17 protein-coding genes and 3 tRNA genes are annotated in these 21,881 nt (G+C 73.1%); 12 read left to right on the forward strand and 8 right to left on the reverse strand.

Going from position 1 to position 21,881, the window contains the following annotated elements; translation table 11 throughout:
• Positions 1-73 precede the first annotated feature (73 nt).
• The 4 genes from PUR61_RS13130 (at position 74) to fabF (ending at position 3,807) form a co-directional block, all read left to right on the forward strand.
• The gene (locus tag PUR61_RS13130; RefSeq protein ID WP_329878986.1) at positions 74-1,045 is read left to right on the forward strand and encodes an ACP S-malonyltransferase; all 972 of its coding nucleotides are present in this window, start codon (positions 74-76) and stop codon (positions 1,043-1,045) included.
• Positions 1,042-2,076, forward strand: a complete 1,035-nt coding sequence (locus tag PUR61_RS13135; RefSeq protein WP_329878987.1) for a beta-ketoacyl-ACP synthase III — start codon at positions 1,042-1,044, stop codon at positions 2,074-2,076. The genes PUR61_RS13130 and PUR61_RS13135 overlap by 4 nt, the downstream gene beginning before the upstream one ends.
• A gap of 79 nt (positions 2,077-2,155) precedes the next feature.
• Positions 2,156-2,398: an acyl carrier protein gene (locus tag PUR61_RS13140; protein ID WP_030310143.1), complete on the forward strand. Its 243-nt coding sequence runs from the start codon at positions 2,156-2,158 to the stop codon at positions 2,396-2,398.
• Between the two features lie 146 nt (positions 2,399-2,544).
• Positions 2,545-3,807 (forward strand): beta-ketoacyl-ACP synthase II, encoded by a 1,263-nt coding sequence (gene fabF / locus PUR61_RS13145; RefSeq protein ID WP_329878988.1) that lies wholly within the window; start codon positions 2,545-2,547, stop codon positions 3,805-3,807.
• 98 nt (positions 3,808-3,905) lie between these two features.
• Here fabF and PUR61_RS13150 read toward each other — a convergent pair whose 3' ends face one another.
• Complete coding sequence (locus tag PUR61_RS13150) at positions 3,906-4,400, reverse strand: DUF3145 domain-containing protein (protein ID WP_329878989.1); 495 nt, start codon at positions 4,398-4,400, stop codon at positions 3,906-3,908.
• Between the two features lie 393 nt (positions 4,401-4,793).
• Positions 4,794-5,822 (reverse strand): NADP-dependent oxidoreductase, encoded by a 1,029-nt coding sequence (locus PUR61_RS13155; protein WP_329878990.1) that lies wholly within the window; start codon positions 5,820-5,822, stop codon positions 4,794-4,796.
• A gap of 90 nt (positions 5,823-5,912) precedes the next feature.
• Here PUR61_RS13155 and PUR61_RS13160 point away from each other — a divergent pair, with 90 nt between their 5' ends.
• Positions 5,913-6,377 carry a MarR family winged helix-turn-helix transcriptional regulator gene (locus PUR61_RS13160; RefSeq protein WP_329878991.1) on the forward strand — a complete coding sequence of 155 codons (465 nt, stop codon included), beginning with the start codon at positions 5,913-5,915 and terminating at the stop codon, positions 6,375-6,377.
• A gap of 159 nt (positions 6,378-6,536) precedes the next feature.
• Entirely contained in the window at positions 6,537-8,096 is a 1,560-nt protein-coding gene (locus tag PUR61_RS13165) for an LCP family protein (protein ID WP_329878992.1), read from the forward strand.
• A 14-nt stretch (positions 8,097-8,110) separates the two neighbouring features.
• Here PUR61_RS13165 and PUR61_RS13170 read toward each other — a convergent pair whose 3' ends face one another.
• Complete coding sequence (locus tag PUR61_RS13170) at positions 8,111-9,034, reverse strand: 1-aminocyclopropane-1-carboxylate deaminase/D-cysteine desulfhydrase (protein WP_329878993.1); 924 nt, start codon at positions 9,032-9,034, stop codon at positions 8,111-8,113.
• A 320-nt stretch (positions 9,035-9,354) separates the two neighbouring features.
• On the opposite strand from PUR61_RS13170, the gene PUR61_RS13175 reads away from it, so the two are divergent.
• Entirely contained in the window at positions 9,355-11,316 is a 1,962-nt protein-coding gene (locus tag PUR61_RS13175) for a hypothetical protein (protein ID WP_329878994.1), read from the forward strand.
• Positions 11,317-11,650: 334 nt separating this feature from the next.
• On the opposite strand, the gene PUR61_RS13180 is transcribed toward PUR61_RS13175, so the two are convergent.
• Positions 11,651-11,724, reverse strand: a tRNA-Ile gene (locus PUR61_RS13180).
• A gap of 333 nt (positions 11,725-12,057) precedes the next feature.
• Here PUR61_RS13180 and PUR61_RS13185 point away from each other — a divergent pair.
• Positions 12,058-12,804: a trypsin-like serine peptidase gene (locus PUR61_RS13185; RefSeq protein ID WP_329878995.1), complete on the forward strand. Its 747-nt coding sequence runs from the start codon at positions 12,058-12,060 to the stop codon at positions 12,802-12,804.
• Positions 12,805-12,933: 129 nt separating this feature from the next.
• On the opposite strand, the gene PUR61_RS13190 is transcribed toward PUR61_RS13185, so the two are convergent.
• Positions 12,934-13,006: transfer RNA gene (locus PUR61_RS13190), tRNA-Asn, on the reverse strand.
• 56 nt (positions 13,007-13,062) lie between these two features.
• Positions 13,063-13,135: transfer RNA gene (locus PUR61_RS13195), tRNA-Asn, on the reverse strand.
• 248 nt (positions 13,136-13,383) lie between these two features.
• Between PUR61_RS13195 and PUR61_RS13200 the strand changes: the two genes are divergently transcribed.
• The 4 genes from PUR61_RS13200 (at position 13,384) to PUR61_RS13215 (ending at position 18,503) form a co-directional block, all read left to right on the forward strand.
• The gene (locus tag PUR61_RS13200; RefSeq protein ID WP_380360528.1) at positions 13,384-13,677 is read left to right on the forward strand and encodes a hypothetical protein; all 294 of its coding nucleotides are present in this window, start codon (positions 13,384-13,386) and stop codon (positions 13,675-13,677) included.
• Positions 13,678-13,833: 156 nt separating this feature from the next.
• A complete protein-coding gene (locus tag PUR61_RS13205) occupies positions 13,834-15,267 on the forward strand; it encodes an FGGY family carbohydrate kinase (RefSeq protein ID WP_329878996.1) in 1,434 nt (477 codons plus the stop codon).
• Positions 15,268-15,372: 105 nt separating this feature from the next.
• Complete coding sequence (locus PUR61_RS13210) at positions 15,373-16,776, forward strand: glutamate decarboxylase (RefSeq protein ID WP_329878997.1); 1,404 nt, start codon at positions 15,373-15,375, stop codon at positions 16,774-16,776.
• Between the two features lie 524 nt (positions 16,777-17,300).
• Positions 17,301-18,503, forward strand: a complete 1,203-nt coding sequence (locus PUR61_RS13215; RefSeq protein ID WP_329878998.1) for a helix-turn-helix domain-containing protein — start codon at positions 17,301-17,303, stop codon at positions 18,501-18,503.
• Between the two features lie 80 nt (positions 18,504-18,583).
• Here PUR61_RS13215 and PUR61_RS13220 read toward each other — a convergent pair whose 3' ends face one another.
• Positions 18,584-19,573: an RNA polymerase sigma factor gene (locus tag PUR61_RS13220; RefSeq protein WP_443035163.1), complete on the reverse strand. Its 990-nt coding sequence runs from the start codon at positions 19,571-19,573 to the stop codon at positions 18,584-18,586.
• A 389-nt stretch (positions 19,574-19,962) separates the two neighbouring features.
• A complete protein-coding gene (dnaG, locus tag PUR61_RS13225) occupies positions 19,963-21,870 on the reverse strand; it encodes a DNA primase (protein ID WP_329879000.1) in 1,908 nt (635 codons plus the stop codon).
• Positions 21,871-21,881: the final 11 nt, after the last annotated feature.

Consider the following 21,881-nt stretch of genomic DNA (forward strand, 5'->3'; position numbering starts at 1 on the left):
TACAATCCGGGATGCTTTTCTTCGTTACCGTCGCCTACCCGCCCCCGGGCGCTCGGCGAGAGAGGGTTGAACCGTGCTCGTAATCGTCGCCCCTGGACAGGGTGCCCAGACCCCCGGTTTCCTCAGCCCCTGGCTGGAGCTCGACGGTGTCGCCGACCGCCTCCGCGGCTGGTCGGAGGTCGCCGGGCTCGACCTGGTGCACGCCGGGACCGAGGCGTCCGCCGAGGAGATCAAGGACACCGCCGTCGCCCAGCCACTGCTGGTGGCCGCCGGCCTGGTGACCGCAGGCGTGCTGTTCCCGGACGGGGACACCGCCACCGCACAGGTCGGCGCGGTGGCCGGCCACAGCGTCGGTGAGATCACCGCCGCCGCCTTCGCCGGCGCGCTGACCCCGCACGACGCACTGACCTTCGTACGCGAACGCAGCCTCGCCATGGCCGAGGCCGCCGCGGCCGTCGAGACCGGGATGGCCGCCCTGCTGGGCGGTGACCCGGAGGTCGTCGCGGCCAAGCTGGCCGAACACGGCCTGACCGCGGCCAACAACAACGGCGGCGGCCAGATCGTCGCGGCCGGCACACTGCCCCAGCTGGACGCCCTCCGGGCGGACCCGCCGGCCGGAGCGCGACTGGTCGCCCTCAAGGTGGCGGGCGCGTTCCACACCACGCACATGGCGCCGGGTGTCGAGCGGCTGGCCAAGCTGGCGCCGACCCTGCCGGTCGCCGACCCGGGGATCACGTACGTGTCCAACCAGGACGGCGAGGTCGTCGCGGCCGGCGACGAGCTGCTGCGCCGCCTGGTGTCGCAGGTCTCCAACCCGGTCCGCTGGGACCTCTGCATGGAGACCCTGCAGCAGCTGGGCGCAACCGCCGTCATCGAGCTCGCCCCGGCGGGCACCCTCACCGGACTGGTCAAGCGCAACCTCAAGGGTGTGGCGTCGCTTGCCCTCAAGACCCCCGCCGACCTGGAGAAGGCCCACGCGCTCATCGCCGAGCACGCCGGCCCGGGCCGGGAGCACAGCGGTCAGGAGCAGGAGCAGCAGGCATGAGCAACACCCCCCAGATCCGTCCGACCACCGGTGCGCAGTACTCGCGCATCCACGGGGTCGGCGGCTACCGCCCGGTCCGGGTGATTCCCAACGCCGAGGTGCTGACCTGGATCGACTCCTCCGACGAGTGGATCCGCACCCGTAGCGGGATCGCCGAGCGCCGTTGGGCCGGCCCGGAGGAGAGCGTCGCCGAGATGTCGGTGCAGGCCGCCGGCAAGGCCATCGCCCAGGCCGGGATCTCCCCCGACCGGATCGGCGCCGTGGTCGTCGCGACCGTCTCGCACCTCAAGCAGACCCCGGCCGTCGCGACCGAGATCGCCGAGCGGCTCGGGTGCGGCACCGCACCGGCCTTCGACATCTCGGCGGCCTGCGCCGGCTTCGGCTACGGTCTCGGCCTGGCGGACGGCATGGTCCGCGGGGGCAGCGCCGAGTACGTGCTGGTGATCGGCGTGGAGCGGCTCAGCGACCTGACCGACCAGTCGGACCGCTCGACCGCCTTCATCTTCGGTGACGGCGCCGGCGCCGCGGTCGTCGGCCCGTCCGACACGCCCGGCATCGGCAAGGTCATCTGGGGCTCCGACGGCTCGCAGAAGGACGTCATCTCGCAGACCCAGGCCTGGGACACCGCCTTCGCCAAGGAGGGGGCCGTCAACGGCGCGGGCGAGGAGACCAAGTGGCCGGCCCTCCGGATGGAGGGTCAGTCGGTCTTCCGCTGGGCGGTCTGGGAGATGGCCAAGGTGGCCCAGCAGGCGCTGGACGCCGCCGGGATCACCGCCGATCAGCTCGGCGCCTTCATCCCGCACCAGGCCAACATGCGCATCACCGACACCATGATCAAGACCCTGAAGCTCCCGGAGTCCGTGCCGGTCGCCCGCGACATCGCGGAGACCGGCAACACCTCCGCGGCCTCCATCCCCCTGGCGATGGAACGCATGCTGGAGAGCGGCGAGGCCCGTAGCGGCGACCTCGCACTGATCATCGGGTTCGGGGCGGGTCTCGTCTACGCCGCGGCAGTCGTTACGCTCCCCTAGGCGTTTTCGCCCGAACCATCCGCAAACCTGCGTCCGTCCGCCGGGCGGCCGCATTCAACACCGAAGAGGAGCAGCCAGTATGGCTACCAAGGACGAGGTCCTGGAAGGTCTCGCCGAGATCGTCAACGAGATCGCCGGCATCCCGACCGAGGACGTCGAGCTCGACAAGTCCTTCACCGATGACCTGGACGTCGACTCGCTGTCCATGGTCGAGGTCGTCGTGGCCGCCGAAGAGCGCTTCGACGTCAAGATCCCGGACGACGAGGTCAAGAACCTGAAGACCGTCGGCGACGCGGTGAACTACATCCTCACCAACGCCTGAGCGGTCGACTCGTTCGACGCCTGACATCGGCCGGCTCCCTCCGAGTCGGCCGACCCGCCGGCCGGGACGCCCCACCGGGGCGCCCGGCCGGGCTCACCTTCGGCCGCCGCCGACCGCCCCCGCACGATGTGAGAGAAGAAGATCCAGTGACTGAAAACCGTACCGTGGTCGTCACGGGTATCGGCGCCTTCACGCCGCTGGGCGGCGACGCCGCCACCACGTGGGAGAACCTGGTCGCCGGGCGCTCCGGAGTGGCTGCCCTGACCGAGGAGTGGGCCGCCGACCTGCCCGTCCGGATCGCGGCGCGCACCGCCGTCGAGCCCGGTGAGATCCTCCCCCGCCCGCTGGCCCGCAAGCTGGACCGATCGGCGCAGTTCGCCCTGATCGCCGCCCGCGAGGCCTGGGCCGACGCCGGCTACGAGACCCCGGCCACCGACGAGTCGTCCAAGCTTGCCCCCGAGCGCCTGGGCGCGGTCATCGCCTCCGGCATCGGCGGCGTGACCACCCTCCTCGACCAGTACGACGTGCTGAAGGAGAAGGGCTCCCGCAAGGTCTCCCCGCACACCGTCCCGATGCTGATGCCCAACTCCCCGGCGGCCAACGTCGGCCTGGAGGTCGGCGCCCGCGCGGGTGTGCACACCCCCGTCTCCGCCTGCGCCTCCGGCGCCGAGGCGATCGGCTACGCGATCGAGATGATCCGCACCGGCCGCGCCGACGTCGTGGTGGCCGGCGGCACCGAGGCGGCGATCCACCCGCTGCCGATCGCCGCGTTCGCCAACATGATGGCGATGTCCAAGAGCAACGACGACCCCCAGCGCGCCTCGCGCCCGTACGACAAGGGCCGGGACGGCTTCGTGCTGGGCGAGGGCGCCGGCGTGGTCGTGCTGGAGTCGGTCGAGCACGCCGAGGCCCGCGGCGCCCGGATCTACTGCGAAGCGGTCGGCCAGGGCCTGTCCTCGGACGCCCACCACATCGCACAGCCCGAGCCGACCGGCGCCGGAGTGGCCCGCGCGCTGGCCGACCTGTTCGAGCGCAACGACCTGGACAAGGCCGAGATCGTGCACGTCAACGCGCACGCCACCTCGACCCCGCAGGGTGACACCGCCGAGCTGAAGGCGCTCCGCAAGGAGCTGGGCGAGGACCTGAACCACATCGCCGTCTCGGCCACCAAGTCGATGACCGGTCACCTGCTGGGCGGCGCCGGCGGCATCGAGACCGTCGCCACCGTGCTGGCCCTGCACCACCGGCTCGCCCCGCCGACCATCAACGTCGACGAGCTGGACGACGACGTGGACGCGGACATCGTCCGCGACGAGCCCCGCAAGCTGCCCGAGGGCCGGATCGCCGCGCTGAACAACTCGTTCGGCTTCGGCGGCCACAACGTGGTGCTGGCCTTCCGCACCCGCTGACGCCCGGCACGTCGAAGGGGCCGGCACCCGCCTGGTGGGTGCCGGCCCCTTCGGCACGACCGGTCGGCGTCCTCGGACGCCGGTTCGGCGACGGCGGCTCAGACCACCTGGTGCAGCCAGCGCACCGGGGCCCCCTCGCCGGCGTACCGGAAGGGTTCCAGCTCGTCGTCCCAGGGTTTGCCGAGCAGCATCGCGATCTCGGACTCCAGGTCCGCCCCCTCGCTGCGGGCTCGCAGCAGGACGGCGCGGAGCCGGTCCTCGGGGATCAGGATGTCCCCGTGGATGCCCGTGACGGCATGGAAGATGCCGAGCGAGGGCGTGCTGCTGTACCGCTCGCCCTCCGCCGTGGCGCAGGGCTCGCTGGTGACCTCGTACCGCATCAGCTGCCAGCCGCGCAGTGCGGAGGCGAGCTTCGAGGCCGTACCGGGCTCCCCCTGCCAGGAGAGCTCGGCGCGCCAGTGTCCGGGCGAGGCCGGCTGGCGGATCCAGTCCAGGTTCACCCGCACACCGAGCACCCCCGCGACGGCCCACTCGACGTGCGGGCACAGCGCGCGGGGCGCGGAGTGGACGTACAGGACTCCACGTGTCGTCACCGGGACCTCCAGGCTGTGGACGAGGGTCGCCTTCCCCAGCTGCCTCGCGTTCGTGCCTGCGGTTGATCCACAGTTACCCACGTTAGCCGACATTAAGCCACTAAATTGAGCAAAACGGACAGGCTTTCGCTCAATGCTAGTCGAATCCTCAACGAGGTCCACCCCTCGGCCGGATCTCTCCCCCGAACGGCCCCATCGCCAGGCGGGAACACCGTACCGCGCCGCCCCGCACCATGGATGACGCACTTTCGGATCGGGCCGGAATGCGGTAGTGCGGCCGGATCCCCTCCGCCGGGTACGCAAACCGCCCCGCGCACCCGGCCGGGGTTCCGGCGGGCGGCGGGGCGGTGCGGGGGCCGCGGGGTGCAGCCCCGGGCCGCGGCGGACGCGGCGTCAGGCGTCCAGCCGGACCACCATCTTGCCGGTGTTGGCGCCGCGCAGCAGGTCCAGGAACGCCTCGGCGGTGTGCTCGAAGCCGTCGACCACGGTCTCCTCGTGGCGCAGGCTCCCGTCATTCAGCCAGCCGGCGACCTCGGCGACGAACTGCGGCTGCAGTGCCGCGTGGTCGCCCACCAGCATGCCCTCCAGGCGCAGCCGCTTGCCGATCACCAGCGCCAGGTTGCGCGGGGCGGCCGGGGCGGTGGTCTCGTTGTACTGGGCGATGGCGCCGCAGAGGACGGCCCGGCCGTGTGCGCCGAGCGCGCCGATCGCGGCCTCCAGGTGGTCACCGCCGACGTTGTCGAAGTAGAGGTCGATGCCGTCCGGGGCCGCCAGCGCGAGCTGCTCGCGGACCGGGGCGTCCTTGTAGTTGAAGGCGGCGTCGAAGCCGTACTCGTCGACCAGCCTGGTGACCTTCTCCGCCGAGCCGGCCGAGCCGACCACGAGCGAGGCGCCCTTGAGCCGGGCGATCTGGCCGACCATCGAGCCGACGGCGCCGGCCGCGCCGGAGACGAAGACCCGGTCGCCCTCCTTGAGGCCGCCGACCGCCAGCAGGCCCGCGTACGCGGTGAGGCCGGTCATGCCGAGGGTGCCGAGGTAGGCGGAGAGCGGAGCCGCGGCCGGATCCACCTTGACCGCGCGCTGCGCGGGCAGGGTCGCGTACTCGCGCCAGCCGAGTCCGTGCAGCACGGCGTCGCCCGGGGCGAAGCCCTCCGCCTCGGAGGCGACCACGTAGCCGACGGCGCCACCGTCCATCGCCTCGCCCAGCCGGAACGGCGGGACGTAGGACTTGACGTCGTTCATCCGGCCCCGCATGTAGGGGTCGACCGACAGGAAGGTGTTGCGGACCAGGATCTCGCCCGGACCCGGGCGCCGGACGGGCGCCTCGACCAGTGCGAAGTCGGTCGGGACCGGCCAGCCCTGGGGGCGGGCGGCGAGGTGCCATTCGCGGGCGGTGGCGGGCGCTTCCTGCTCGGCAGCCATCGAAATACTCCCTACATGAAAGGTTGAGTCAGTGAAGTAACAATGGACATGAAAGGTTCATGTTGTCAACTTTTCAGGTAGACTACGGGCATGGATGCCAAGCCGACCCGGGTCGCCACGCCGCAGCCCGACGAGATCACCCGTGAGGTCGTCGACCTGATGGCCAATCTGGTCGCGCTCTTCCACCGCGAGTACGAGGAGGCCGCCGCCGCCCGCTCCCTCACCGGAGCGCAGGCCAAGGTCCTCGCGCTGCTGCGGCGCGGGCCGATGCCGATGCGCCAGATCGCCCAGACGCTCAGCTGCGAGCCGTCCAACATCACCGGCATCGTCGACCGGCTGGAGTCGCGCGGCTTCGTGACCAGGCAGGCCGACCTGCAGGACCGCCGGGTCAAGCTGGTCGCCGCCACCGACACCGGCGCCACCGCCTCCGAGGAGCTCCGCGAGTCGCTCAACTTCGCCCGCGAGCCGCTGGCGGCGCTCGAACCCGGGGAGCGGACCCAGCTGCGCGACCTGCTCAGCCGCATGCTCACGGGCGCCGCCGGCCCCGGTGCGTGAGGAGCATCACAGGCCAGGTGACCGGTCCGGCTGAATTGGCGGCCGATCGGAGGTAACCGAACACTCCCCCGAAACGTCTAACTCTCGAAGACCAGACACGGCCCGTCCGGCGGACCGTGCGGGTGGGAACCGAGAACGGACAACAGGGGGACGGGGCGGATGAGCAGCAGCACGCGCCGACGGCGCATCATACGGACGGCGATAGGACTCGCGGCCGTGCTGGTGCTGTCCGTGGCGGGCGCAGGCGCCTGGTTCTACCACCGGCTCGACACCAACATCACCACGTTCGACCCGGGCGGCGTCGCCACCGAGCGCCCGCCCGCACCCGTCCCCGCCACCCCGGGCGCCTCCGTCCCGGTCAACGTCCTGCTCCTCGGCTCGGACACCCGCAACGACGGCAACGCCGACCTCGGGGGCGGCGACGAGGGCGTCGGCCACTCCGACACCACGATCCTGCTGCACATCTACGCCGACCGGAAGCACGCCGTCGGGGTCTCCATACCCCGCGACGCCCTGGTGACCATCCCGTCCTGCCGGAAGCCCGACGGCAGCTGGACGACCGCGCGGACCAACCAGATGTTCAACGAGTCGTTCACCGTCGGCGCGTCCCCCAAGGGGAACCCGGCCTGCACGCAGAACACCGTCGAGGCCATGACCGGCCTGCGGATCGACCACACCATCGTGGTCGACTTCAAGGGCGTCGCCGCGATGACCGAGGCGATCAACGGCGTCGACGTCTGCATCCCCAACGACGTCAACTCGCACGACATCAAGCTCAGGAAGGGCATGCAGAAGATCTCCGGCCAGCCGGCCGTGGACTACCTGCGGGCCCGCTACGGCTTCGGCGACAACTCCGACATCGGGCGGATGAAGCGCCAGCAGGCGTTCCTCTCCTCGATGATCCGCAAGATCCAGGGCCTCGGCTTCTCCCTCCCCACTCTGCTCCCGCTGGCCGACGCGGCCACCCGCTCGCTCACCGTGGACGAGGGCCTGGGCACCGCGATGAAGCTGGTGGACTTCGCCCAGTCGCTGCAGCAGATCAAGCTCGCCGACATCACCTTCGTCACCGCCCCCTGGCGGTTCTCCACCGCGAAGCCGGGCCGGATCGACCTCGTCCACCCCGACGTGGACACCCTCTGGCAGCTGCTGCGGGAGGGCCGCACCCTGGACGGGCAGAGCACCGGCCAGGTCGCCGACACCTCGACCGCCGTGCCGTCCGACGCGTCGTCCCCCTCGGCCGCCGCGCCGACCGTCGCCCCCACACCGCTGACGCCCGAGCAGGCGGCCGTGCCGATCACCGTGATCAACGGCGTCGGCACCTCCGGGCTGGCCGGCAGGGGCTCCGAGACGATCCTCGGCAAGGGGTTCCGGAACGTCGCCCTCGGCGCCACCCAGGGCGGCCGGCTGCACACCGAGATCTCCTACGACCCGCCGTTCAAGGCCGCCGCCGAGCAGGTCGCCCAGCTCTTCCCGCAGGCCCGGCTGGTCGAGGAGCCCGGCTCCGAGGGGATCACCGTGATCCTCGGCCGCGACTACCGCCCGGCCGCCGGCCCGGCCGGCACCGCCCCGGGCGTCCCCGGCGGCGCGGGTGTCCCGGGTGTCCCCGGCGGCGCGGCGGCGACCCCCTCCGCTCCGCTGCCGACCGGCGTCCCCACCGGCATAGCCGAGAACAGCCGCACCGCCGACATCGACCCCTGCTACGACCTGACCTTCGGCTGAGCCGGACGCGAGCTCTAGGGTCCCTCCACCGGGTCGGGCAGCCCGGTGACCACGGCGGTCAGCCTGGTCCCGGGCGGGAAGGCGCCGGCCGCCGCCAGGCCGTACAGGGCGGACAGCAGCTTGGCCACGTAGCGCCGCTCCAGGGCGACGCCGTGCCGCCGCTCGAAGCCGGCCGCGAACTCCTCCAGCGCGGCCGGCACCCGCCCGTACCCGCCCCCGTGGTGGTCGTGGTCGATCCGCCAGTCGCCGAACTCCCGCCCGTACGCCTCCCGGTGGAGCCGGGTCACCTCGTCCTCCAGGTAGCCGGCCCCGCCGCGCAGCACGGCCACGCCCAGCGCCCGAGCGCCCGGGGGCAGCCCGGCCGCGATCCCGGCCAGCGTGCCGCCGGTCCCGACCGGGCAGCAGACCACGTCCCGCTCCCCGAGGTCCGTCAGCTCCGCCGCGACCGCCGCCGCACCGCGGGCCGCCAGGGCGTTCGACCCGCCCTCGGGCAGCACCAGGCACGGCCCGAAGCGCCGTTGCAGGCCGGCCGCCACCACCGGGTCCGTCCCGCACCGCCCGGCCGCCTCCCGGTACTCGGCCCGGGGCAGGAACACCAGCTCCATCCCGGCCGCCTCCGCGGCCCGCAGCGACCAGTTCCGCGGCGCGCGCGCCAGCTCCTCGCCCCGGACCAGCCCGACGCTCTCCAGTCCGAGCGCGCCGGCGGCCACCGCGGTCGCCCGTAGGTGCGTCGAGTAGGCGCCGCCGAAGGTCAGCAGCCGGGTCTCGCCCCGCTCGGCCGCGGCCTCCAGGTTCGGCGTCAGCTTCCGCCACTTGTTCCCCGGCACCAGCGGATGCGCCAGGTCGTCCCGCTTGAGCCGCAGCTCCACGCCGACCCGTGCCAGCGCCTCGTCGGGGCAATTCACGAGGGGTGTCGGCAGCTGTGCGGGTGCGAGCATCCGGTCAGGATACGAGGCCCTCCCGACCCCGCCTGGCAGGCCCATATCAAGGGGAGGTCAAAGGCGGAAAACAGCCCGTCCCCCGGGCACCCCCCGTGTGCTGCGCACACCCACCCATGATTCACACTAGTAGCGGTCGGGATATTCATACTGACCGCTCGATATTCTCAAGTTATCAGCATAATTGTGGGGGAAGCATGTCGATCGCGACACCCGTCAGATCCGCGGACATCCCGGAAAAGACGGGACAGGAAGCTGCCGGGCGGAGGCAGCTTCCCGTACTTCCGGGTGCCCCCCAGCTTCGCCTCGTCGCGGCGCTGGTGCTCCTTCCTCCGCTGTTCCACCTGGTCTCGGCCGACCTGCTGACCTTCGCGCTCGTCTGGTTCGCCGCCGGGTCGCTGATCCGCTCGCAGACCACCGCCCTCGACCGGCTGATGATCTCCGGCGGCCTGCTGATCGGCTGGGCCTGCGCGCTCAGCCTGCTGACCAGTTACTGGCCCTGGGGCCTCCACCCGGTGGCCCTGGCCGAGGCCACCGCGATACCCCTGGCCGCCGTCGTGCTCGTGCAGGGCCCCCGGCCGGCCCGCCGGCGCGCCCCGCTCCGCGCCCTGCTCCGCCGACTGGTCCCCACCCGGGACTTCCCGCTGCTGCTCACCGTCGCCGCCTCGGGCGCGTTCCTGCTGTACCCGATCCTCCGCCGGGACGCCATCGACCGCCTGGCCACCATCATCACGGCGGAGGACCTCGCCCGGCACGCCGCGCTCTACGACACCATCCTCCGACTGGGCGGCCTCACCTCCCTGCACCAGACCGAGGCCGCCGAGACCGTGACACTGGGCCTCGGCACCTACCCGCAGGGCAGCCACCTGACGATGGCGGTGCTCACCAGCTTCCTCCACGGCGGCACCGCCCGGGGCTCGGGGCTCGCCCAGATCTCGCTCTTCGTCGCCCTGTTCGCCGTCGTCACCGCCGGTCTCACCGCCGCCCTCCTCTGGGCCGTGCAGCGGGCCGCAGGCCCGGCGCTGCGCGGCTGGCGGGGCCTGGCCCTCGCCGTACCGATGGCCGTCTACCTGGTCGTCGCCGAGCTGCCCCGGATGCACGGCCGCGGCTTCCTGAGCGAGATCTTCGCCCTCGGGCTGCTCGCCCTGCTGGTCGCCCTGGCGATCCGACCGCTCAGCCGGACCCGGGAACAGGTCGTGGCGCTCGGCGCCCTGGCGGTCGGCGTCTCCTTCGGCCACTACCTGCTGCTGCCGGTGGCCGCCACCACGGTGCTCGCCTGGGCCGTCGTGCACTGGCGCGGCTGGCGCCGCCACTGGCCCACCGTGCTGGCCACCTCCCTGGCGGCCGGCGCCCTCGTGCTGTTCCCCCCGTTCGTCAACGCCAAGTCGGCCGGTTCGGCGGACGTGCTCACCCTGCCGGGCGGCATCGGCCCGGTCGGCCGGCACCTGCTCCTGCCCGTCGTCGTGGCCGCCTTCGCGGCGCTGCTGACCCGGCGTTCGCTCGCCAACAAGCCCCGCCGGGTCGCCCTGATCACCCTCGCCTCGGTCTCGGCGCTCTGCTTCGGCGTGATGGAGTACCAGCTGATCACGGTCGGCTCGACCTCCTACTTCTACGAGAAGATGATCCACCAGCTGCTGGTGATCGGAGTGATCTGCTTCGGCGCCGCCCTGCTGCCGATGCTCGGCCGCCGGGTGATCGCCGGCCGGAGCGACCCGGCGGCGCCGGGTGCGCACCGGGCCCCCTCGGCCCGGTTCCGCCGCGGGCTGGCCGTGCTGACGGCCACGGGCTGCCTGGGCTTCACCGTCCTCAGCAACGCCAACCCCGAGGTCGGCCTGCAGGGCTGGCAGGGCAGCCCCGGACGGGCGCTGCTGCGCGGCGAGGGCTCCCGCCCCGGGATCGCCGAACGGATCGCCGTGATCGCCGCCCACCACCCCCAGGACGGCCGGGTCGCGGTCTCGCTCGCCGGTACCCGCGCCTGGAACGAGCCGATCGAGGACTGGGGCTCGGCCGAGGACAACATCTGGCTCAGTGTGATGAACCGGAACCAGGGCCGCGCCTGGGAGCCGTGGGCCTGGTCGCTCACCCGCCGCAGTGCCGAGGAGATCGTGAAGTTCACCGAGGCGTCCGCCGCTCCCCTGCGGTTCTACGTCGACGACACCTCGCCGCTGGTCGCCGACCTCAAGGCGCTGTCGGCCGGCGGCAAGCACCCGGCCCTGGCGTTGTCCGTCCTCAAGCGTGACGGGCGCGGCGCCCTGACCGTCCAGCCGGTCAAGCTCGGCTGAGCCGCGCGGACACCGTACCGAAGGCCGTGGGGCCGCCACCGGACACCGGTGGCGGCCCCACGGCGTCGTGACGCCCGGACAGGGGCACGGAGAGCCGGAACCGGGCCGCGGGGCGCGGACAGGCGGGCGCAGGCAGCCGGACGGCGGAGCACCGGAGCGCGGAGTGTCGGAGCGGGGCCGGAGGTGCGGCGGCCGGGCGTCAACGCGCCCCCGGCGCGGACCTGTTCGAGTGATTCCCGGCCTGTCGGTGCGGTCGGCGGTGCCGCCGGTCACTAGAGTTCGTGCAGATGACCGCACCTGGTCAAACCCGGCACTCCGGGCGAAACGGCGAAGGTGGGGCGGGTGGGACTCGAACCCACGACCAAGGGATTATGAGTCCCCTGCTCTAACCGGCTGAGCTACCGCCCCGGTTCGCAGCACGCGACGGGTCACCCGGTCGCGGCAGCAGCAGACGGCCCCGAAAGGCCGTCCCGGGCAGCATAGCCGGTCGATCACCCGTGGTGCGCGCCGGGGGCGCACATGGGTGCGCGCAGTTCGACGGCGAAGCGGACGGGCCGACAGGCCCCCCGAACGGCGGGAACCGCCGGGACGACCGGCCCCCGACCGAAGGGGCCGGCGGGCGGATGACGGGGCGTGGGACGGCGACGGTGGCGCAGCCCGGCCCGGCCTGATAGATCTTCCTCACGAACGGCGGAACGCACGAACCTCGATGCCCGCCCCGAGGACGAGACGGAGCCCCCGATGGACTCCCGCCCGGTACGGCCCGCGCGCGCGGCCAGAACGGCCGCGACGGCCGCCCTGCTGCTCGCCGCAGCCATCGCCTGCGGCGGGAGCGGGCAGGAGCGGACGGCCGACGTGGCGCCGCCGAACCCGGCCGGGGACCGGGTCGGCACCCTCTCGATCCGCACCCCGCAGGGGCCCCGCGCGTGCACGGCGAGCGTGGTGCAGAGCCCCGGGCGCAATCTGCTGGTGACCGCCGCGCACTGCGTGCAGAGCCGCCGAATCGGCCTGCTGGACGGCCTGGTGTTCACCCCCGGCTACCGCAACGGGTACTCGCCGTACGGGAGTTGGCCGGTGGAGTCGGTCACCGTCGATCCGCGCTGGGCGTACGACGACGATCCCGAGTACGACGTGGCGTTCGTCACCGTGCGGGCGGTCGGCGGCCGGGAGGTGGAGGACGCGGTCGGCGGCAACCCGCTCGGCACCGGCCAGGGCTTCGGGCTGGCGGTGTCGGTCACCGGCTACCCCAACGAGCAGGACGAGCCGATCACCTGTTCGGGTCTGACCAGCTCGCAGAGTCCCACCCAGGAGCGGTTCGACTGCGGCGGCTACACCGACGGCACCAGCGGCAGCCCGTGGGTCACCACGACCGGCCGGGTGATCGGCGTGATCGGCGGCTACCAGGAGGGCGGCGAGACGCCGGGCACCTCGTACAGCGTGACCTTCGACGACCGGGTCACCGAGCTGTACCGGCAGGCCACCGAGTGACACCGCTCACCCCGGCGGGAACGCCCGGGAACGCCTGGGAACGCCCGGGAACGTGTCGGACAACACGAAGGCCCCCCGGTCTACCGAGGGGCCTTCGCTCTGAGCAGTCACCGGGCGGAGCCGGTGAAGCTCCCGCAATTGGACTCGAACCAATAACCTGCCGATTAACAGTCGGCTGCTCTGCCAATTGAGCTATGCGGGATCGCGGTCCTTGCGCACCACGAACGGGACGACGACCCAGGAGGGCCGGCACCCGAGCTCCCCCAATTGGACTCGAACCAATAACCTGCCGATTAACAGTCGGCTGCTCTGCCAATTGAGCTATGGGGGATCAAGCTTCCGCTCCGGCCCCCGGTCTCCCGGGCTCCTCGGCGCTCGCTGCGGGACATACATTAGCGCACTCGGGGGGGTGGTCCGCCAATCGCTTTCCCCGGCAGCCCCGCCGGCGACCCCGCCCGGCGCGCCCGACGCGCGCCCGGCACACCGCGCGGGAGATGCTGGGGTCACCGACGGTTCACCGTCCCGACGGACGGGTAGGGCAATGCGGCAATGGCCGCCAGGAGAGGGTGGAATCCGATCATGTGGAAGCTGTCGTTCGGCGTCGGACTCGCGACGGGCTATGTCCTGGGCACGCGGGCCGGGCGCCGACGCTACGAGCAGATCGCCAGGATCACCCGGCAGGTCGCCCAGAACCCCAAGGTCCAGGGCGCGGCCGACAAGGCGAAGCAGCAGGCCGGCGCGGTCGCCGGAAAGGCCGCCGGGGCCGTCGCGGACAAGGTCGGCGACCGGCTCCCGAACGCCGTCACCGACCGGGTGCCGTACCTCAGCCGGCCCAAGGCCGAGGACGACAGCTGGGGCACCTCCCGGCCGTGAGACCGGCGGTCCGCGAAGCCCGTGGACCCCGCCCGTGACGGGTGGGTGACACGACGGTGACGGCCCGCCGTACGCCGCCTCCCGGACGCGGTACCGAACGGGCAACACTTCCCCGGTCGGGCCGCGTCCGGACGGCCGCTGAGGCATGATCTCGATATGGCCATCGTCGCGGGGATAGACAGCTCGACGGGTCGCACCCGGATCGTCGCGTGTGACTCCGGGACCGGCGCGGTACTGCGGTCCGGCAAGGCACCCCACCCCGTACCGGACGACCCGGACGCCCGGCCCGGCGAGGCCGACCCGCAGATCTGGCTGCACTCGCTGGGCGACGCCGCCGCCGGCGGCCTCCTGGAGGGCGTCCGGGCGATCGGCGTCAGCGCGCAGCAGCACGGGATGATCGGCCTGGACGCCGGCGGGGTGCTGGTCCGGCCCGCCATCCTCTGGAACGACCCGCGCTCCAGCGGCGCCGCCGCCGCCCTGCTGGACGCGCTCGGCGGCCCGGCCGCCTGGACCGCCGCGATCGGCGCCGTCCCCGCCCCCAGCTACACCGTCGCCAAGCTGCGCTGGCTGGCCGAGTTCGAACCGGCCAACGCCCGGCGGATCGCCGAGGTGCTCCTGCCCCACGACTGGCTGGTCTGGCAACTGCTCGGCCACCCCAAGCGGCGCACCACCGACCGCGGTGACGCCTCCGGCACCGGCTACTGGTCCCCGATCAGCGGTGAGTACCGGCAGGACCTCGTGAAGCTCGCGCTCGGCCACGAGCTGCGGCTGCCGCACGTGCTCGACCCGGCCGAACCCGCCGGACACACTCCCGAGGGCCTGCTGATCTCGGCCGGCACCGGCGACAACATGGCCGCCGCGCTCGGCCTCGGCCTCGGCCCCGGCGACGCGGTGGTCTCGCTCGGCAGCGCCGGCACGATCTTCGCCGTGCACGAGCGGGCCGTGGTCGACGCCACCGGCCTGGTCTCCTCGTTCGCCGACGCCACCGGCCGCCACCTGCCGATGGTCGCCACCCTGAACGCCGCCCAGGTGCTCCGCTCCACCGCCGCCCTGCTCGGCTGCGACCTGGAGGGCCTCAGCGACCTGGCCCTGCAGTCCTCCCCCGGCGCGTACGGCCTGGTGCTGCTCCCCTACCTGGACGGCGAGCGGACGCCCGCGCTGCCGCACGCGGCCGGCACCCTGACCGGGATGCGGGCCGAGTCGATGGCCCCCCGGCACCTGGCCCGGGCCGCCGTCGAGGGCATGCTCTGCAACAGCGCGGACGCCCTGGACGTGCTGCGCGCGCAGGGCATCGAGGTGAAGCGGGTCTTCCTGCTCGGAGCGACCGGCCGGCTGCCCGCCGTCCGGCAGATCGCGCCGCAGCTGTTCGGCGTCCCCGTCGTCGTCCCGCCGCCCGGTGCGCACGCGGCCCGCGGCGCCGCCAGGCAGGCCGCCTGGGCGCTCGCCGGCACCCCCGAGCCGCCGCGCTGGGAGCTCCCGGAGGCCGTCACCGTCACCCCCGACGCCGAGCAGGACCTGCCGATCGGCTCGGGCGTGCGCCAGCAGTACCGGGCCGCCCGCGAGCAGATCCACCCGGAGACGGCCGGCTGAGACGTCCCACCCCCGGGGTGGACCGCGGCGCGCGGATGCGCCGGCCCCGAGCCGATGGCAGGTTGGGAGGGGACGCGGCCACCGGACGGAAGGGCGGCAGATCCCATGGCACTGCACAAGGGGGCCGGAGACGACCGCCGGCTGACCGTCAACCCGTTCGTCGGCGCCGCCGACCCGCTCGGCGGGATGGAACTGGCACCGCCGCTGCACCGGCTCTCCGACGGCCCCGTCCCCGCCGACACGGCGTACCAGCTGATCCACGACGAGCTGATGCTGGACGGCAACGCCCGGCTCAACCTGGCGACCTTCGTCACCACCTCGATGGAGGTCCAGGCCACCCGGCTGATGACCGAGTGCCTCGACAAGAACATGATCGACAAGGACGAGTACCCGCAGACCGCCGAACTGGAGCGGCGCTGCGTGGCGATCCTCGCCGACCTCTGGCACGCGCCCGACCCGGACACCGCCGTCGGCTGCTCCACCACCGGCTCCAGCGAGGCCTGCATGCTGGCCGGCCTCGCCCTCAAGCGCCGCTGGATGCGCCGCAACGCCGAGCGCTACGCGGCCGGTGCCCGGCCCAACCTCGTGATGGGCGTCAACGTCCAGGTCTGCTGGGAGAAGTTCTGCACCTTCTGGGAGGTCGAGGCCCGCACCGCCCCCATGGAGGGCGACCGCTTCCACCTCGGCGCCGAGCAGGCGGTGGCGCTCTGCGACGAGGACACCGTCGGCGTGGTCGGCGTGCTCGGCTCGACCTTCGACGGCTCCTACGAACCGGTGGCCGAGATCTGCGCCGCCCTCGACGACCTCCAGCGGCGCACCGGCCTGGACGTCCCGGTCCACGTGGACGGCGCCTCCGGGGCCATGGTCGCCCCGTTCCTGGACGAGGACCTGACCTGGGACTTCCGGCTGCCCCGGGTCGCCTCGATCAACACCTCCGGCCACAAGTTCGGGCTGGTCTACCCCGGAGTCGGCTGGGCGCTCTGGCGCGACCACGAGGCGCTCCCCGAGGAGCTGGTGTTCCGGGTCAACTACCTGGGCGGCGAGATGCCGACCTTCGCGCTGAACTTCTCCCGGCCCGGTGCCGAGGTGATCGCGCAGTACTACACCTTCCTGCGGCTCGGCCGGGGCGGCTTCCGGGCCGTGCAGGGAGCCTGCCGGGAGGTGGCCACCTACCTGGCCGGGCGGATCGAGGCGCTCGGCGGCTTCCGGCTGCTGACCCGGGGCGACGAGCTGCCGGTCTTCGCCTTCACCACCACCGGTGACGTGCCGTTCGACGTCTTCGACGTGTCGCGACGGCTGAGGGAGCGCGGCTGGCAGGTGCCCGCCTACACCTTCCCGGCGAACCGGGAGGACCTCTCGGTCCTGCGGGTGGTCTGCCGCAACGGGTTCTCCCGCGACCTCGCGGACCTGCTGCTCGGCGACCTCGAACGGCTGCTGCCGGAGCTGCGCAGCCAGCCGGTCCCGCTGAAGGAGATGGGAGTGCCGGTCCGGTCGGGCTTCCACCACTGACGGCCCCGCGCCGGCGGCGACGCAGGCGGCAGGCGAACGACGGACGTCAGGCGCGACAGACGCGGTAGGCGGACGACGGGACGGTGCGCTCGGGCAAGCGCTCGACCCCGCGCGGGGGGTGAGTGTCGCGGCGGGGAGGGCTGCACTGAAGCATCCTCCCCGCCGCGCGTCCCTGCGGCCCGGGGCAGCCTCCCCCCGTGAGGCTGCCTCGTTCCGGTGGGGGTCAGGGATCGCCGATCGTCCGGCTTGTGACGGACATGTCCGGACGAAGCGCCCGGACGGTGAATCGGACCGACCCGAGAACAATGCCCCACGGACACATGAATGTTCGAGCGTCAGCCGGGGTTGTGAGACACTTCCGTCCGTCTCAGCTCCAGGACCTGGGGTTTGGGACGCCGGGCCGCTGAGGTTGGAGACGCCGCTGACGTCGGGGGAGACGGACACGCCCGCCCACAGCCCGGGCCGGTGGCCGTCCAGGCCCCGCCGATCCCGCCGCCCCCGGCCTCGGATGTTTGGAAGACCTCATGGGTTCCGCCTGGAAGAAGCTGCCGGACGAACTGTCCGCTCCCGCCAGACGCCTGACGGAGGAGCTCCGCGCCGTCAAGGACGTGACAGGGCTCTCCCTGTCCGAACTGGCCGCCCGGACCCACTACAGCCGGGCCTCCTGGGAGCGCTGGCTGAACGGCAAACGGATCGTCACCGAGCAGGCGCTCGAGGCGCTGATCGGGGCGGTGGAGTGCAACGGGCCGGCACTCCGGGCGCTCTGGGAGGCGACGGCGGCAGGGGAGCTCGCCGGGGAGCCCGGCGATGGGCGCACCGGAACGGAGCCTGAACCGGCGTCGGGCCTGACGGCTCCCGGAGCCGCTGCGCGCCCGGCGTCAAAGGACGCGGCCGAGGACGCGGACCGGGCCGTCGAACCGGCGGCGGGCGCGTCGGAGCCCACCGCCGGAACCACGACGGACCCGGAGACCACGGAGACGACGGAGACCGCCGGATCGCCCGAGGACGCGGAGGACCCGGAGGACCCGGCGCCCTCGGAGGCAGGGCCGGGGACGCCCCGCGCCCGCCGGACGCCGGGGCGGCAGATCGCGCTCGTCGCCGCCGTGGCGGCGGCGGTGGTGCTGCTCGTGCTCGCCGGCATGCGGTACTCCTCGGGCGACGGCAGTGAGCCGACCGCCGTCGCCGAGCCGGCCGTGTCCTCGTCCACCCCCGCCAAGACGGCCCCGACGGTGGCCGCCTGTCAGGCCGTCGGCTGCTCGCACAAGGACCCCAAGGCCACCGGCTGCGGCGCCGACGCACGGACCGTGCAGACCACCAACATCGGCAAGGTGGTCGCCTACCTCCGGTACAGCCAGAAGTGCCAGGCCGCCTGGGCGGCGATCACCGAGGGCCAGCCGGGCAACCAGGCGGTCGTCACCACCAGCGCCGGCGAGACGGAGACGGCCCTGATCCACTGGGGGTACGACAACTACTCGGCGATGGTGAACGCGGCGGATCCGGCCGTCACCCTCCAGGTCTGCGGCCACCAGTCGGCGGGCGTCTCCTGCACGAACGGCGTCTCCGACCTGGCCCGGCTGGTCGCGTCCACACCGATCCCGATCGGCCCGGCGTCCCCGCCCCCGGCGATGGCCTCCGCACCGGCCGCGACGGCCACCGAGCCCCAGGCCGCCGAGCCCGCCTCCGCGGCCCCGTCCCCGACGGCCCCGTCCCCGACGGCCACGCCGTAGGGCGCCTCGCCCGGATCCTGTCGGACGGCCCCGCCGGCCCGGCAGGATCCGGGGAGCCGGCCCCGAGGAACGGGACCGGGCTAGTCGAGGTAGCCCCGGAGCTGGGCGGCGAAGGCGTGGTCGCGGAGCTTGACCAGGGTCTTGGACTCGATCTGCCGGATCCGCTCCCTGGTCACGCCGAACAGGGTGCCGATCTCCTCCAGCGTGCGCGGCCTGCCGTCGTCCAGGCCGTAGCGGAGCTGCACCACCTGGCGCTCGCGCTCGCCGAGGGTGGCGAGCACCGCCTCCAGGTGCTGGCGCAGCAGCAGGAAGGTGGCCGACTCCGCGGGTGAGGCGGCGTCGGCGTCCTCGATCAGGTCGCCGAGCGCGACGTCGTCCTCCTCCCCGACCGGGGTGTGCAGCGAGATCGGCTCCTGGGAGAGCCGGAGCAGCTCCCGGACCCGCTCCTCGGTGAGGTCCAGGACGGCGGCGATGTCGGCCGGGCCCGGCTCGGTGCCGCGCTCCTGCAGCAGCGAGCGCTGCACCCGGATCACCCGGTTGATCAGCTCCACGACGTGGACCGGCACCCGGATCGTCCGCGCCTGGTCGGCCAGCGCACGGCTCATCGCCTGGCGGATCCACCAGGTCGCGTAGGTGGAGAACTTGTAGCCGCGGGCGTAGTCGAACTTCTCCACCGCCCGGATCAGGCCGAGGTTGCCCTCCTGGATCAGGTCCAGCAGGGTCAGGCCGCGGCCGACGTAGCGTTTGGCGACGGAGACCACCAGTCGCAGGTTGGCCTCGGTCAGCCGGCGCTTGGCGATCCGGCCGGCCACCACCAGGGTGTCCAGTTCACGGGCCAGCGGGTCGGCGGGCGGCGGCTCCCGGTTCAGCCGTTCCTCGGCGAAGAGGCCGGCCTCGATCCGGCGGGCGAGTTCGACCTCCTCGGCCGCGGTGAGCAACCGGATCCGGCCGATCTCGCGCAGGTACTGGCGGAGCAGGTCCGCGGCCGGACCGCTCCCCTCGGGGGCGGCCCGGTGCTCGGGCGCGCCCTCGGCTTCGGGGTGGCCCGCCGGGAGGCCCTGGGCGGGGATCCGGGCACCGCCCGGGGGTGGTGCCCCGGCCCGCCCGTGGTCCGCGGAACCGTCGGGGCCGTCGAGCCCCCCGGCGCCGTCGAGCCCCCCGGCGCCGTCGGGTCCTTCGACGCCGTCAGGGTCTTCGACGTCGTCGGGACGGCCGGGACCGTCGGAGGCCCCGTCCTGGGGGGCGAGCGGTTCGTCGGTCGGCTGAGCGGTCGCGGCAAGGCCTCGGTCCACGGGCATCCCCTCGGGGCGGGCGCGACTCTGGCGGACCCGCGCTGTACGGAGGTGGGACGCCTTCCAGTGTGCGGCACGCCACGCTCCGTGGCCGAGACTCGTGCGCGGACTTTCTGAGCGCGGTCCGCCAGGAGCGGCGCGCGTCGGCCGCCGGGGCCCCGACGGCGCTACAGCGCGGCCGAACCCCTGCTGCGCAGCTGCTGCCCGTACTGCTGGAGCTGCCACAGCTCGCTCTGCACGGCGTGCAGTTCCTCGGCGGCGGCCCGGTTGCCGAGCCGCTGGAGGTGGGCCCGGACCTCGTTCACCCGCCGGTCCACGGCCAGCAGCCGCAGCTTGACGAGGAACTCCCCCGCGTAGATGGCGTCCACCTTGCGGCGCGAGCGCACCGGCTCCACGGTCAGCTCGGTGACCAGCGAGCGCACCTGGTCGTCCGGGCAGGCCTCGCGCACGGTGCTGGTGAAGTCGGCCAGTGTCGCCCCGTACGCGGCGCCGCCGGCCTGCCCGATCGCGCGGCGCACGGCGGTGTACGGCGGGGTGGGGAACTCGTCCTCGGCGTAGTTGTCGAAGGCCGGGGCGACCAGGTCCGGGTGCTGGAGCGCCAGCTTGAGCAGCTCGCGCTCGACGAACTGGGCCGGGTCGCGCGGGTTGACCGTGAAGACGGGGCGCGCCGGGCGGACCGGCTGCGACGGGTCGGGGCGGCGCTGCTGGCCGGTGCCGCGCGGGTTCTGCTGGCGTTCGCGGTCCCAGCGGGCCAGCTGGGAGACCCGGCGGACGACGAAGGGCTCGTCCAGGATGCCGAGCATGCCGGCCAGCCGGACGGCGTACTCGTGCTGGATCGAACGGTCCTTGATCTTGGCGACGATCGGCGCCGCCTCCTCCAGGGCCGCCGACCGACCTTCGGGCGTGTCCACCCGGTGCCGGGCGACGGCCGAGGACAACGCGAACTCGAAGAGCGGCACGGGGTTGTCGATCAGCTCGCGGACCGCCTCGTCGCCCTTGGCCAGGCGCAGGTCGCACGGGTCCATACCGCCGGGGCTGACCGCGATGGAGGTCTTGGCGGCGAACTTCTGGTCGTCCTCGAAGGCGCGCAGCGCGGCCTTCTGGCCGGCCGCGTCGCCGTCGAAGGTGAAGACGGTCTCGCCGCGGTACTGGGAGGTGTCCATCAGCAGCCGGCGGATGATCTTGATGTGGTCCTCGGCGAACGCCGTCCCGCAGGTGGCGACCGCGGTGGTGACCCCGGCCAGGTGGCAGGCCATCACGTCGGTGTACCCCTCGACCACCACGGCCCGACCCGACTTGGCGATCTCCTTCTTCGCCAGGTCGAGGCCGTACAGGACGTGCGACTTCTTGTAGATCGGCGTCTCGGGGGTGTTGAGGTACTTCGGCCCGTTGTCGTCCTCGCGGAGCCGGCGGGCGCCGAAGCCGATCACCTCGCCCGCGATGTCGCGGATCGGCCAGACCAGCCGGCCCCGGAAGCGGTCGATCAGACCGCCGCGCTGGCCCTGCGAGGCCAGACCGCCGAGCAGGATCTCCTTGTCACTGAAGCCCTTGCCGCGCAGGTAGCGCACCAGGTGCTCCCAGCCGACGGGGGCGTAACCGACACCGAAGGTCTTCGCGGCCTCCTCGTCGAAGCCCCGCTCGGAGAGGAAACGGCGGCCGATCTCGGCCTCCGGGGAGACCAGCTGCTCCTGGTAGTAGGCGGCGGCCACCTTGTGCGCCTCGACCAGCCGGGTGCGCTCGCCCTGCTGGTGACGGGGGCTGTAGCCGCCCTCCTCGTAGCGGAGCGTGATGTTCGCCTGAGCGGCCATCCGCTCGACGGCCTCGGCGAAGGTGAAGTGCTCGATCTTCATCAGGAAGGCGATGGTGTCGCCGTTCTCCTGGCAACCGAAGCAGTGGAACACGCCCTTGGCGGGGTTGACGTAGAACGAGGCGGACTTCTCGTCGTGGAAGGGGCAGACGCCCTTGTACTCGCCGCCACCACCGTTGGTCAGCTGTACGTAGTCGCCGACCACCGCATCGATCGGCAGTGCGCTCCGCACCGCCTGTACGTCTTCGTCCCTGATCCGCCCGGCCACCCCGGAAGTCT

Origin of the sequence: Streptomyces sp. BE20, assembly GCF_036322525.1 — a bacterium.
In the GTDB taxonomy this organism is placed as follows: domain Bacteria; phylum Actinomycetota; class Actinomycetes; order Streptomycetales; family Streptomycetaceae; genus Kitasatospora.